Annotated in this window: 15 protein-coding genes; 6 read left to right on the forward strand and 9 right to left on the reverse strand. The window is 60.9% G+C overall.

Translation table 11 applies throughout. The features are described from left to right. Positions 1 to 52: 52 nt before the first annotated feature. Entirely contained in the window at positions 53 to 1,399 is a 1,347-nt protein-coding gene (locus AOA59_RS10770) for an NCS2 family permease (protein WP_099487248.1), read from the reverse strand. Between the two features lie 314 nt (positions 1,400 to 1,713). Then, positions 1,714 to 2,145, reverse strand: coding sequence for a MarR family winged helix-turn-helix transcriptional regulator (locus AOA59_RS10775; protein ID WP_099487250.1), 432 nt, complete (start codon positions 2,143 to 2,145; stop codon positions 1,714 to 1,716). Positions 2,146 to 2,226: 81 nt separating this feature from the next. Here AOA59_RS10775 and AOA59_RS10780 point away from each other — a divergent pair, with 81 nt between their 5' ends. Next, positions 2,227 to 3,393, forward strand: a complete 1,167-nt coding sequence (locus AOA59_RS10780) for a PLP-dependent aminotransferase family protein (RefSeq protein ID WP_099487252.1) — start codon at positions 2,227 to 2,229, stop codon at positions 3,391 to 3,393. Between the two features lie 10 nt (positions 3,394 to 3,403). Next, the gene (locus tag AOA59_RS10785; RefSeq protein ID WP_056861112.1) at positions 3,404 to 4,006 is read left to right on the forward strand and encodes a glutathione S-transferase family protein; all 603 of its coding nucleotides are present in this window, start codon (positions 3,404 to 3,406) and stop codon (positions 4,004 to 4,006) included. Between the two features lie 129 nt (positions 4,007 to 4,135). On the opposite strand, the gene AOA59_RS10790 is transcribed toward AOA59_RS10785, so the two are convergent. Next, positions 4,136 to 5,032: a LysR family transcriptional regulator gene (locus AOA59_RS10790; RefSeq protein ID WP_099487254.1), complete on the reverse strand. Its 897-nt coding sequence runs from the start codon at positions 5,030 to 5,032 to the stop codon at positions 4,136 to 4,138. Positions 5,033 to 5,143: 111 nt separating this feature from the next. Here AOA59_RS10790 and AOA59_RS10795 point away from each other — a divergent pair, with 111 nt between their 5' ends. Genes AOA59_RS10795 through AOA59_RS10805 form a run of 3 tightly spaced genes read left to right on the forward strand, consistent with a single transcriptional unit; the run spans position 5,144 to position 8,077 of the window. After that, the gene (locus AOA59_RS10795) at positions 5,144 to 6,436 is read left to right on the forward strand and encodes a CitMHS family transporter (RefSeq protein ID WP_099487256.1); all 1,293 of its coding nucleotides are present in this window, start codon (positions 5,144 to 5,146) and stop codon (positions 6,434 to 6,436) included. Between the two features lies 1 nt (position 6,437). Continuing rightward, entirely contained in the window at positions 6,438 to 7,760 is a 1,323-nt protein-coding gene (locus AOA59_RS10800; protein ID WP_099487258.1) for an acyclic terpene utilization AtuA family protein, read from the forward strand. Continuing rightward, the gene (locus AOA59_RS10805; protein WP_099487260.1) at positions 7,757 to 8,077 is read left to right on the forward strand and encodes a hypothetical protein; all 321 of its coding nucleotides are present in this window, start codon (positions 7,757 to 7,759) and stop codon (positions 8,075 to 8,077) included. The genes AOA59_RS10800 and AOA59_RS10805 overlap by 4 nt, the downstream gene beginning before the upstream one ends. 136 nt (positions 8,078 to 8,213) lie before the next feature. Here AOA59_RS10805 and AOA59_RS10810 read toward each other — a convergent pair whose 3' ends face one another. From AOA59_RS10810 to AOA59_RS10830, 5 genes are all read right to left on the reverse strand, one after another. Beyond that, a complete protein-coding gene (locus AOA59_RS10810) occupies positions 8,214 to 8,585 on the reverse strand; it encodes a glutathione S-transferase N-terminal domain-containing protein (RefSeq protein WP_017137834.1) in 372 nt (123 codons plus the stop codon). Positions 8,586 to 8,686: 101 nt separating this feature from the next. Further along, entirely contained in the window at positions 8,687 to 9,232 is a 546-nt protein-coding gene (gene folE, locus AOA59_RS10815; protein WP_003442011.1) for a GTP cyclohydrolase I FolE, read from the reverse strand. A 78-nt stretch (positions 9,233 to 9,310) separates the two neighbouring features. After that, a complete protein-coding gene (locus AOA59_RS10820; RefSeq protein WP_099487261.1) occupies positions 9,311 to 9,868 on the reverse strand; it encodes a Smr/MutS family protein in 558 nt (185 codons plus the stop codon). 75 nt (positions 9,869 to 9,943) lie between these two features. Continuing rightward, complete coding sequence (locus AOA59_RS10825; RefSeq protein ID WP_056861118.1) at positions 9,944 to 10,264, reverse strand: hypothetical protein; 321 nt, start codon at positions 10,262 to 10,264, stop codon at positions 9,944 to 9,946. A 136-nt stretch (positions 10,265 to 10,400) separates the two neighbouring features. Then, a complete protein-coding gene (locus AOA59_RS10830; protein WP_058420624.1) occupies positions 10,401 to 10,991 on the reverse strand; it encodes a cysteine hydrolase family protein in 591 nt (196 codons plus the stop codon). Positions 10,992 to 11,231: 240 nt separating this feature from the next. On the opposite strand from AOA59_RS10830, the gene prmB reads away from it, so the two are divergent. Then, positions 11,232 to 12,140 (forward strand): 50S ribosomal protein L3 N(5)-glutamine methyltransferase, encoded by a 909-nt coding sequence (gene prmB / locus AOA59_RS10835; RefSeq protein WP_058420625.1) that lies wholly within the window; start codon positions 11,232 to 11,234, stop codon positions 12,138 to 12,140. A 151-nt stretch (positions 12,141 to 12,291) separates the two neighbouring features. Here the strand turns inward: prmB and AOA59_RS10840 are convergent, their stop codons facing one another. Continuing rightward, a complete protein-coding gene (locus AOA59_RS10840; RefSeq protein ID WP_069786546.1) occupies positions 12,292 to 13,098 on the reverse strand; it encodes a hypothetical protein in 807 nt (268 codons plus the stop codon). Positions 13,099 to 13,125: the final 27 nt, after the last annotated feature.

A 13,125-nucleotide genomic window follows, 5' to 3' on the forward strand; every position in this document is an offset into this window, starting at 1 on the left:
TATATGCAAAAAGCCCCACCCGAAGGTGAGGCGGTTTTCAGCCGTTCCCGTACTACAGGAAGACGAACTTGGCGATAAAGATCGCGCACAGCACCCACAGGCTGACAGAAATCTCACGGTACTTGCCGGTGCCGGCCTTGAGCGCCACGTAAGTGATAAAGCCCAGGGCGATGCCGTCGGCAACCGAAAACGTCAGCGGCATCATGATCGCGGTAACAATCGCCGGAATGCTGTCGGTGGCCTCATCCCAATGGATATGCGCCATGCTCGCCATCATCAGCATCGCCACGTAAATCAGCGCGCCGGCGGTGGCATACGCCGGAATCATCCCCGCCAGCGGCGCAAAAAACATCGCCGCCACAAACAGAATGCCCACGGTCACCGCCGTCAGCCCGGTGCGCCCCCCTGCGGCCACACCCGCAGCACTTTCCACATAGCTGGTCACCGGCGGCACACCGACCATGGCGCCAAATACGCTTGAGGCACTGTCGGCCTTCAGCGCGCGGGACAGGTTATCGATCTTGCCATCGGCATTGACCAGCCCGGCCCGTTGCGCGACGCCCATCAGTGTACCTGCAGTGTCAAACATGTGTACAAAAAGAAAGGCGAATACCACGCTGATCATGCTGACATTGAATACACCTTTTATGTCCATGGCCATCCAGGTCGGCGCCAGGCTCGGTGGGGTGGAGAGAATGCCGTTGTAGTGCACCAGGCCCAGGCCCCAACCGGCGAGGGTCACGGCGATGATGCTGATCAGGATCGCGCCGAACACCCGGTGGTAGCTGAGGATCGCGATCAACAGGAAGCACACGGCCGCCAGCAAGGGTGCAGGTTCGTGCAATGAACCGAGCTTGATCAAGGTGGCCGGGCTGTCGACGATGATGCCGGCGGTCTTCAGGCCGATCACGCCGAGGAACAAGCCGACGCCTGCGCCCATGGCATGGCGCAGGCTCACGGGGATGCTGTTGAGCAGCCATTCACGCACGCGTGACAGCGTCAGGCCCATGAACAGCACGCCGGAAATAAACACTGCGCCCAGCGCGGTTTCCCAGTGGTAGCCCATGGTGCCGACCACGGTGTAGGTGAAAAACGCATTCAGGCCCATGCCTGGCGCCAATCCCACCGGCCAGTTGGCGTACAGCCCCATCAACAGGCAGCCCAGCGCGGCGGCGATGCAGGTAGCGACGAACGCCGCACCGTGATCGATACCGGCGTCGGCCATGATGTTGGGGTTGACGAAGATGATGTAGGCCATGGTGATGAAGGTGGTGAGGCCGGCAATCAGTTCGGTTCTCACTGTGGTGCCATGCAAGCGCAGTTTGAACAGGCGTTCCAGCCAGCCGCCTTGCGGTGGGGCGAGGTCCAGCGTAGGGGCTTCGGTTTTTTGGCTATCCACAGCAAGTACTCCTCAAGAGTTTTATTGTTATTTCCAGCGCCGGTCACAGAGGTGGGCAGCAGCGCTTTGAGGTACTGGCGGGTTTTGTTGACCAATAGGTCAGGAACTCGCACGAAGCGAATTATGCTTTTGTATACAAATAAAGCAAATAATGTTTTCGATTTTGTCGGCGGAAGGGGATGAAAGGCGGATGCGGGGCCGTTTCTCTTGATCGTTCCCACGCTCTGCGTGGGAATGCATCTGCTGACGCTCCGCGTCAGGCGGCGGGACGCGGAGCGTCCTAGGCGGTGTTACCACGCAGAGCGTGGGAACAATCATTGGCCGGCGAGGGCTTGATTCACGGCTAGCCATCCCGCCACGGCTTCTTCACCGGCTTCACTGAACGCGCGCTGCAACAGCTTCACCTGCTCGCGGCGCAATGACTGCTCAAAACGTTGGCCTTCTTCAGTCAGTTCCAGCAGGCGCTTGCGCTTGTCGGCCTCAGACGCAACGCTGTCGACCAAGTGCATTTCCTGCAATTGGCGCAGCGGCATGTTCAGCGCCTGCTTGCTCACCCCAAGCAATTCCAGCAGCTCCTTCACGCTCAAGGCCGGGTAACGCGCGATGAAAAACACGATGCGCTGATGCACACGGCTCAGGCCTCGGCGCTCGAGCATTTCGTCGGCCTTGGCGGTAAAGGCCTGGTAGCCGAAGAAGAAGGCTTCCATGGCTTGTTGCTGGCTGCCCTGGTTTTTAAGGTCAAGCATATTGACGTATCCATGTAAGTCATCGTAATTTCGGTCAACCAGTTTGACGTATTTGCCCCCGACTTCGCTACCGGTGACCCTATGGCCTTCTCTGAACGTGTTACGCGCCTCAAAAGCTCCTTGATCCGTGAAATCCTCGCGGCAGCTCAGCGCCCGAACGTGATGTCGTTCGCCGGTGGCCTGCCGGCCGAAGCCATGTTGCCGGCCCTGAATTGGGATGACCTGCCACTGAACATCGGCCAATACGGCATGAGCGAAGGCGAGCCGCAACTGCGTGAACTGCTCGCCGCCGAGGCCCGCGCCCTGGGCGTGCCATGCCAGGCCAGCCAGGTACTGGTGGTCAGCGGCTCCCAGCAAACCCTCGACCTGGCAGCCAAGCTGTACATCGACAAGGGCACTCAAGTCATGCTGGAAGGCCCGACCTACCTGGCCGCCTTGCAGATTTTCCAACTGTTTGGCGCGGACTGCCTCACCGTGCAACTGGAGGCCGACGGCCCGAACCTGGCCGCCTTGCGCGCCAGCCTCGAACGCCATCGCCCGGCGTTCATCTACCTCATCCCGACCTTCCAGAACCCTTCGGCGGTGCGCTACAGCGAGGCCAAGCGCGCAGCTGTGGCCGCTTTGCTCGATGAGTTCGGCGTAACCCTGATCGAAGACGAGCCCTACCGCGAGCTGACATTCGACGGCGCCAGTGCCCAGCCCATCGCCGGGCGCTTGAAAAAAGCCAGCTGGATTTACACCGGCACCGTCTCCAAGACCCTGTTGCCGGGGTTGCGCGTCGGTTACCTGATCGCCAGCGAGGATTTGTTCCCGCACCTGCTCAAGCTCAAGCAATCGGCCGACCTGCACACCAATCGCATTGGCCAGTGGCAGGCCATGCAGTGGATCGGCACCGAGCAATATCAGCAGCATCTGGTGCAATTGCGCAGTTTTTACCGCAAGCGTCGTGATGCATTCCAGTCGGCGCTGGAGCGCCACTTTGGCGACTTGGCCGACTGGCAAGTGCCCCAAGGTGGATTATTCTTCTGGCTGACCTTGAAACAACCCCTCGACACCCGCACCTTGTTGGCGCAAGCATTGGCTCAGGACGTGGCGTTCATGCCCGGTGAACCGTTCTTTTCCGAGCCCGACCAACACCTGGGCTCGTTGCGCCTCAATTTCAGCCATATCGACCCGGCCCGCCTGGACGAAGGTCTCAAGCGCCTGGCCGCGGTAGTCCGTCAAGCACAGCACGCGCAAGCGGCATAAGGGGAGCCCCATGTACAAGGTTTATGGCGATTACAAGTCGGGCAACTGCTACAAGGTCAAATTGATGCTCAACCTGCTGGGCATCCCGTACCAGTGGATCGATGTCGACATCCTCAAGGGCGACACCCAGACCGCCGAGTTTCTGGCCAAGAACCCGAATGGCAAGATCCCGGTGCTGGAACTTGAAGACGGCACCTGCCTGTGGGAGTCCAACGCGATTCTCAACTTCCTGGCCGATGGCAGCGAGTTTTTGCCGGCCGAGCCACGTCTGCGCACACAAGTGTTGCAGTGGCAGTTTTTCGAGCAGTACAGCCACGAGCCGTACATTGCGGTGGCGCGGTTTATCCAGTTTTACCTGGGCTTGCCCGCAGACCGTCTTGAGGAATACAAGAAGCTGCACAAAGGTGGCTATAAGGCGCTTAAGGTCATGGAGCGCCAACTGCAATTGACCCCGTATCTGGTGGGTGATCAATTCTCCATCGCCGATGTGGCGTTGTATGCCTATACCCATGTGGCCCAGGAGGGTGGTTTTGAGCTGGACGCTTATCCGGGTGTGCAGGCGTGGCTGGCGCGGGTGGCCAGTCATCCAAAACATGTAGCGATGCTGGACTGAGTTTACGTGGTCAAAATGTGGGAGCTGGTTTATGTGGGAGCTGGCTTGCCTGCGATAGCATCAACTCGGGCTCATAGATAAACCGAGGTGTCTGCATCGCAGGCAAGCCAGCTCCCACAGTGTCCATTTTCAGCTCGATGTTTTGTCAGAGAGTTCATCATTTAATAATTCAAAGCAACGCTGCGCCGCCGGACTGAGGCCCATCCCGCTGCGACTGATCAAGCCGATCTCGCGGTTCACGCCGGGATGGTCAATATTGATGCGCTTCAGCCCCGCCAAGCTGTCCGCCGCCGACTCCGGCAGCACACTGATGCCCAACCCCTGGCGCACCAGCGCCAGCACCGTCGACATATAGTTGGCTTCCATGCCGGCATTCATTGTCAGCCGTGTCTGATCAAACAATGCGTCCACCTGCTCACGCACACTGCTGTCGCGGCCGGTGAGGATGATCGGCTGGTCCGCCAATTGCTCCAGGATCAGCCGGCGATGGTGGGCGAGGGGATGGCCCAGTGGCACAAACGCACACAACCGATCATTGAGCACCGGCAAAAACTCCAGGCCGTGGCTCAGCCGGGCGCGCACGCCGATGCCGAAATCCACCACGCCTTCACGTACCTGCGCATGAATTCGATGGGCCACCAGGTCATGTAATCGCACTTCGATGCCGGCAAAGCGCTCGCGAAACAGGCGCAAGGCCGGTGGCAGGGCGCCGGCGCACACCGAGGGCAGCGCGGCGATGCTGACCACACCACGGCGCAGGGCGGCGAGGTCACGGGAGCCGGTGACGATGTTGTCCAGGTCCAGCAGCAGTTTTTCCATGGGGCCGCGCGCGTCTTCGCCTGCGGCGGTAATGCTTACGTGGCGCGGGCTGCGATCGAGCAGCGCGACGCCAAGCCAGTCTTCGAGTTGTTGCACCTGTACCGTCAAGGCCGAGGGCGACAAGTGCAACTCGTTGGCTGCCTTGGTGAAACTGCCGGTGCGGGCTACGGCGAGAAAGGCTTGTATGTGTTGGATGCTGTTCTTCATTTTGTTTTTCCGAACGTGCCAGGCCGAATATTCCAATTTACAAAGACTAACCCGCTTCCAATACTCCAGGGAAAACAATAACCGGCCACCAAGGCCGCTCTGGAGTAACCCATGCTCGCTACCCTGGGTGTCATTACCATCCTGTGCCTGCTCGCTGCCGTCATGAGCAAACGCCTGTCGCCGCTGGTGGCGCTGATCGCCTTGCCGATCATTGCCGCATTGCTCGGCGGTTTCGGCCTGCAAACCAGCGCTTTTATCGTTACCGGAATCAAGAACGTCGCCCCGGTGGTGGGCATGTTCGTGTTCGCGATTCTGTTTTTCGGGATCATGACCGACGCCGGCATGCTCGATCCCATCATTGATCGCATCCTGCGCACCGTAGGCACGCGTCCTACGCGGATTGTGGTCGGCACCGCGACCCTCGCGCTGCTGGTGCACCTGGACGGCTCCGGGGCGGTGACGTTTCTGGTGACGGTGCCAGCGATGCTGCCGCTGTATACGCGGCTGGGCATCGACAAGCGCATCCTTGCGTGTGTCTGTGCCATGGCTGCCGGGGTCAATTTTCTGCCGTGGACCGGCCCGGTGCTGCGCTCGTCGGCGGCCCTGCATGTGCCGGTGGCCGACCTGTTTCAGCCGCTGATTCCGGTGCAGATCGTCGGCCTGGTCTTCGTGTTTGCCTGCGCCTGGTGGCTGGGCCGTCGTGAAGAAAAACGCCTGGGCCTGGGCGCCGGTTCCTCGGTGGAGGCGGTGCCGCAACGGGTGCTCAGCGACGATGACATCAAGCTGCGGCGCCCACGGCTGTTTTGGGTCAACTTGTTGCTGACCGTGCTGGTGATGGTGGTGATGATTGCCGGCTGGGTCGACCCGGTGGTGATGTTTATGCTCGGCACCGTGGTGGCGCTGTGCATCAACTACCCGAATGTGGACGCCCAACGCGCGCGCATCGATGCCCATGCCAAAACCGCCCTGACCATGGCCAGTATCCTGCTCGCCGCCGGGGTGTTCACCGGCATCATGCAAGGCACCGGCATGCTCAAGGCGATTGCCGAGGTGGCGGTGGCGCAGATTCCCGCCGGCCACGGCAAGTTGATCCCGGCAGTGGTGGGCTTTATTTCCATGCCGTTGAGCATGCTGTTCGACCCTGATTCCTACTATTTCGGCGTGATGCCGGTGATCGCCGAAGTCGGTAAAGCCCTGGGCGTCGACCCGCTGCAAGTGGCCCAGGCCTCGTTGCTGGGCGTGCACACCACCGGTTTCCCGGTCAGCCCGCTGACGCCTGCGACCTTCCTGCTGGTGGGCCTGTGCAAGATCGAACTGGCCGATCACCAGCGCTTCACCATTCCGTTTCTGTTTGCCGCGTCAGTGTTGATGACCCTGACCGCATTGCTCCTGGGAGTGATTTGAGATGAAGACCTTGCGCATCGGCTCCGGCGCCGGCTATTCCGGTGACCGTATCGAGCCTGCCGTGGAACTGGCCGAACAGGGCGACCTGGATTACCTGGTGTTCGAATGCCTCGCCGAACGCACCATTGCCCTGGCGCAACAGGCGCGTATCAGCGATCCACAAGGGGGTTACGACCCGCTGCTGAGCGAGCGTATGCGCCGGGTGTTGCCGTTTGTTGGCGGGAACGGTGGCCGGCGCCTGCGGGTGATCACCAATATGGGCGCGGCCAACCCGGTAGCGGCGGCCGTTGAAGTGCGGCGCATTGCCAGCGAATTGGGCCAGGACCTCAAGGTCGTGGCGGTGGTGGGCGATGACGTGCTGGATGTTTTACAGCCCGAGCAACGCCTGGATAACGGCCAGACTGTCGGTTCTTTGGGCGCGCGGTTGATATCCGCGAACGCCTACCTGGGCGTCGACGGCATCCTTGAAGCCTTGCGCGCCGATGCCGATGTGGTGATTACCGGGCGCGTGGCCGACCCGTCGCTGTTTTTGGCGCCGCAGATGTTTGAGTTCGGCTGGGCTGCGGATGACTGGCAGCGGCTGGGGCGCGGGACGTTGGTCGGGCATTTGCTGGAATGCGCGGGGCAGGTCAGCGGTGGCTATTTTGCCGACCCCGGATTCAAGGATGTGGATGACCTGGCACGCCTGGGTTTCCCGTTGGCCGACATCGATGCCGATGGCGAAGCTGTGATCACCAAGGTCGCAGGCACAGGCGGGCGGGTCAGCCGTGCGACGTGCACCGAACAGATGATCTACGAAGTGCACGACCCGGCGGCTTACTTGACGCCGGACGTGACGGCAGACTTTTCCCACGTGAGCTTTGTGGAGGAGGGCGTGGATCGCGTCAGTGCCCAAGGCGCCGATGGCCGGGCGCGGCCTGAACAGTTGAAGGTCAGCGTGGGTTACCTGGACGGATGGATCGGTGAAGGGCAGATGTCCTACGGCGGCCCGGGCGCTGTCGCACGGGCTGAGTTGGCGCGGGATATCGTACTCAAGCGCCTGGCACTCATGGGTGTGAAGATGCAAGACCTGCGCGCCGAGCTGATTGGCATGGACTCCTTGCACGGCCTCCGCAGTAACGTCGAACCCTGGGAGGTGCGCCTGCGCGTGGCCGCTCGGTGTGAGGAGCGCAGCGAAGCGGTGCGGGTTGGCAATGAAGTGGAAACCCTCTACACCAATGGCCCGTCGGGCGGCGGCGGGGCGAGTAAAAGCGTGCGCCAGGTGGTGGCGGTGGCCTCCTTGCTGCTGCCGCGTAGCGCGGTCAACCCGAGGATCGAAGCATGAAACTGCACACACTGGCCCATTCCCGTACCGGCGATAAGGGCGACACCTCAAACATCTCGATCATCGCCTACCGTACAGAGGACTATCCGCTGCTGTGCGAACAACTCACGCCCGAGCGTGTCGCCGAATTTTTTGCCGGCTTGCGTGAGCCGGATGCGGCGCCGGTGCGGCGTTATGAATTGCCCCACGTGCAGGCGCTGAACTTCGTGCTGCCGGGGATCCTGCGTGGCGGCGTAACCCGCTCGCTGGCGCTGGACGCCCACGGCAAGTGCCTGGGCTCGGCTTTATTGGATCTGGAATTGGTAATACATAACTAACTGTGTGCGGGCATGTGTGGGAGCTGGCTTGCCTGCGATAGCATCAACTCGGTCTGCCTGAATCACCGAGGTGCCTGCATCGCAGGCAAGCCAGCTCCCACACAAGCCAGCTTCCACTTGGGTTCTTTAGCGGCCGTCAGACCGCTGCAAACCGCTTGTCCAGATAATCAATGATCACCTTGGAGTCATACATCCAGGTGGTCTGGCCATTCTCTTCAATACGCAGGCACGGCACTTTGATCTTGCCGCCTTGCTCCAGCAGGGTCTGGCGATCCTGTTCGTTGTTTTTCGCATCCTTGAGCGCCACCGGCACATTCAGGCGGTGCAGGGTGCGGCGAGTCTTCACGCAAAACGGGCAGGCGTGGAACTGGTACAGCGTCAGTTCCTTGGCCGCCGCATTCACCTGAGCCTGTTGCTCGGCGGAACGCTGCTTTTTGCGCGGGCGAGTAAGGAAGTCGCCCGCGATGATGATTTGGCCGAGACCCACTCGAAGTGCTTTGACGAACATGGCTGAAACCTCTTGCCCATGAAGAAGGGGCCGCAGCTTACCTGAATTTCGCAGGCGAAAAAAAACCGGCGATGAACGCCGGCTTTTCCTTACACAGCCTGTTACTTGATCAGGCTGAGGAATTCGCTGCGGGTGGCCGCGTTTTCGCGGAACTCACCCAGCATCACCGAGGTGATCATCGACGAATTCTGTTTCTCCACACCGCGCATCATCATGCACATGTGCTTGGCTTCGATCACCACCGCCACGCCCAGGGCACCCGTCACCTGCATCACCGCGTCGGCGATCTGGCGGCTGAGGTTTTCCTGGATCTGCAGGCGGCGCGCATACATGTCGACAATCCGCGCTACCTTCGACAGGCCCAGTACTTTGCCGCTCGGGATATACGCCACATGCGCCTTGCCGATAAACGGCAGCAGGTGGTGCTCGCACAGCGAGTACAACTCGATGTCCTTGACCAGCACCATTTCGCTGTTGTCGGAGCTGAACAAGGCACCGTTGGTGACTTCTTCCAGCGTCTGTTCATAGCCGCGGCAAAGGTACTGCATCGCCTTGGCGGCACGCTTTGGCGTGTCGAGCAGGCCCTCGCGGGAAACGTCCTCGCCGAGTTGGCCGAGGATCGCGGTGTAATTCTGTTCCAGGGACATGAAACTACCTGTGGGATTTTCGCAAAGCGCAAGGTTACGGTGGCGGACACATCGCTGCAAGCCTGACGATGGCACTTGTTACTCGTCGCGCCCTTCCATCATGGTGCGCTTGAGCATTACATACACCGCACCGGCGCCGCCGTGGCGGGCCTGGCAGGAGGTAAAGCCGAGCACCTGGGTGTGCTGGCGCAGCCAGGTGTTGACGTGGCTCTTGATCATCGGGCGCTTGCCGTCCAGGCGTACAGCCTTGCCGTGGGTGACGCGCACGCAGCGGATTTCGAATTTGGTTGCTTCGGCCAGGAAGGCCCAGAGGGTTTCGCGGGCTTTTTCCACGTTCATGCCGTGCAGGTCGAGGCTGCCTTCGAACGGAATCTGGCCGATCTTGAGCTTGCGCATCTGGCTTTCCTGCACGCCGTCGCGGGCCCACATCAGCTCATCTTCCGGGCCTACGTCGATCACGAACTGGTCCGACAGGCCGTCCACGGTGGTGGCGTCGGTGCGCACGGTCGCGGCCTGGCGCAGCTTGGCGATCTGCGCCCGGTCGGCCTTGGGTTTGCCGGTGTCGGCACGATCATGCTTGATCGGCTTGACGCCGCGCAGCTCGTTTTTGAACAGGGAAAAATCGTCGTCTTGCATGTCAGCCTCCGCGAAGGGCGGGCAGTTTACCTAAATCGCGGCGGCCAGGGCGCAGGAAACGCTATCCAAGCGCCATCAGTCGTGCTTTTTCATCAGGTGCGAAGCGATGTTCAGTGACAGCGGTTGACGCATTTTCCGACGGCTGCGACGCCACAACCACACGCCCAACCACAGCACCAGCAGCCCGATCACCAACAGGATAGCCGAGCCACCGGGGCTGGCATTCAACTCGCCAAGGGCTGGCGAATGACCAAACAGGCCGGCGCCACCAGCGCCGGCCAACAGCAAACCTACAATGGCCAGCAACGCGGCAAAGCCGGCTACCAGGCGCAGACGCCAATTGCTCGGGCCCTTGGGGCGCAAGCGACGAGCGTCAAAACCATCGGATATCTTCATTCCGACCTTTCCTCCAGGGTATCGGCCCTTCGACCGGAAGATACACAGGTTGTTCCGACAGCAGCGGTAAATGCGCCAAATGAGAGGGCTTTGCGGATGAGCGGGGCAATAAATGCGCCGCTCATCTCAAGGGCGATCAGATCAGATCTTTGGTCAACGCGAGGGTGGCAAAGTTGTCAGCCATGATGGCCATTTCGGTGTGCTGCACGTGTTCGGCGCTCAGGATCCCACCTTTGTAAGGCAGGTCACGGGTGGCGCAGGCGTCTTCCACCAGGGTGCAGCGAAAGCCCAGGTTCTTGGCGGCGCGCACGGTAGTGCTGACGCTGGAGTGGCTCATGAAACCGCAGACGATCAAGTCCAGGGAGCCGAGGTCTTGCAGGTGTTTCTCCAGGCCCGTGCCGTGGAACGCGCTCGGCAGCAGTTTGCCGATGATGGTTTCATCGCCTTGGGGTTCCAGGCCAGGAATGAATTCACCGCGCTCGCCTTGCGGGTCGAACAGGCCACCGACGGTGCCAAGGTGACGCACATGCACGATCGGTCGCCCGGCGTTGCGTGCCGCCGCGACCAACTGCTTGATATTGTCGACCGCCGCGTCCATGCCGGACAGGGCGAGTGGGCCGCTGAGGTATTCCTTCTGGGCGTCGATGATCACGAGGGTCGCATGGTTCAGGTTGGCTGCTGCGTAACCGCGACCGCTGAGTTGAAACATCGTCTTTGGAACGGACATTCTGGGGGCTCCTGTGAGTGGGGCTTTTGTCACATTGTCCACTGGCTGAGCGGTTCTGTGAATCGCTACCATCGTAAGGTACGCCGTTGTTGACGTGCAGCCATGTCAAGAGGTGGGCGTGTTTAGCACAATGATGGCAATTTGAATGAAATCCGACGGATGGTGAAGGGGTTTCGTACATCGTCGGTACAGGCGAAGGCTGTTAGAATCGCCAGTCGTTTTTTCCAGGAGCTTGCCCCCGTGATTACCTCTCGCCTGCGCACGTTGCGCGACCACATCCGTTGGGCTGTCAGCCGTTTCCATGGGGAAGACCTGTTTTTCGGGCATGGCACCGACAACGCCTGGGACGAAGCCCGGCAATTGGTGCTCGGCGCCTTGCACCTGCCGTGGGAAATTGCCGACAGCTACCTGGACTGCAACCTGGAAGAAGAGGAAGTCGCCCACGTGCAGCGCTTGCTGCACAAGCGTATCCACGAGCGTGTTCCTACTGCCTACCTGTTGAAGGAAGCCTGGTTCTGCGGCATGTCGTTTATCGTTGACGAGCGCGTGTTGATCCCGCGTTCACCGATCGGCGAGTTGATCGAAAACCGCTTCGAGCCGTGGCTGGCCCAACCGCCGGCGCGCATTCTCGACCTGTGCACCGGCTCCGGTTGCATCGGCATCGCCTGTGCCTACGAGTTCCAGGACGCTGAAGTGGTGCTGGGCGACTTGTCCTTCGAAGCGTTGGAAGTGGCCAACCAGAACATTGAGCGTCATGGTGTTGATGAGCGCGTCTACACCGTGCAGGGTGACGGCTTCGATGGCCTGCCGGGCCAGCGTTTTGACTTGATCGTGTCTAACCCGCCGTATGTGGACGCCGAAGACTTCGCCGACATGCCGGACGAATACCAGCACGAGCCGGAACTGGGCCTGGCCTGCGGCGACGATGGTTTGAACCTGGTGCGGCGCATGCTGGCAGAGGCCGCCGACCACCTGACCGAGAAGGGCTTGCTGATTGTTGAAGTCGGCAACAGCCAGGTGCACGTCGAAGCGCTGTACCCGGAAGTCGACTTTGCCTGGCTGGACTTCCAGCGCGGCGGGCACGGTGTGTTCATGCTGACGGCTGAGCAGTGCCGGGCGCATCAGGCGGTGTTTGCGGCGCGGGTTTAACTTCATTCCACAATAGGAACGCGGTCAGTGTGGGAGCTGGCTTGTCGGGTCGCCGCATCGCTGCGATAGCGGTGGCAACTGACACACCGCCATCGCAGCGATGCGGCGACCCGACAAGCCAGCTCCCACATTTGGAATGCATTCCAACCTTTCAGCGGTGTGTTGCAATCCAGATCAACAACCCCGCCTGAAACACCGTAAACGCCACCAGGCACGTAATGGTAAAGCGCAACCCACTGTCCTCGCGCTTGAACTTGGTGACCTTTTCCTCTTCCTTGCGCAGCTTCACTTCCTGCTCGGCCAGGTTGTGCTCGGCCTGCTGCAGCATCTGCGCCGCCTCGAGGATTTCTACGTACTGCACCTTCTCGGTGTTCCAGCTGTCCAGCACTTCGCTGACTTTGCCGGGTTGCACGTTGCCTTTGAGGTGCTGTACATCGGCGTAGGCCACATCAAACCCCTGGATGCGCAGGAAATGATCGCGGCGCAGGCGCGTGGCTTCGTTGAGTGCATCCTTGTTGGCGAGGTTCACGCCGTCAACGCGGTAATGTGACCACTTCTTTTTTGCCCACGCGGCGCCCTGTGCGACCAGAAAGCGTCCCAGGCCCCGGTTGGCCGGTTCGATTTCCAGGCTGTTGCCCGGGCCGAAGTGCACACGGTGCGTTTCGTGGTCGACCCAGATATCCAGGTGGTTCTGCTCGCGGCGCACACGCTGGCCCGGCAGCTGGATCACCATGCGCAACAGGCTGTGCTTCTTGTCATGGCGCTCGGTATAGCCGAACTGCACAAACCGTAGCGGCCGCGCGCCGGTGGCGCGATCGGTGGCCAGGGGCGCAAGGCGCAGCATCTTGAAGTGTTCGGCCTGGACGTCCGCCCACGGCAGTGCTGCGGCCTCGACAGCCTCGGTTTTTTCAGCCGGGTTGTCGGCAGTAGAGTCGGGTGTTGCTTCGGTGGTAGTCATGCGGCGCGATCCTGTCCAAGCCCTGCG

This window comes from Pseudomonas sp. 2822-15, assembly GCF_002742515.1.
In the GTDB taxonomy this organism is placed as follows: domain Bacteria; phylum Pseudomonadota; class Gammaproteobacteria; order Pseudomonadales; family Pseudomonadaceae; genus Aquipseudomonas; species Aquipseudomonas salomonii.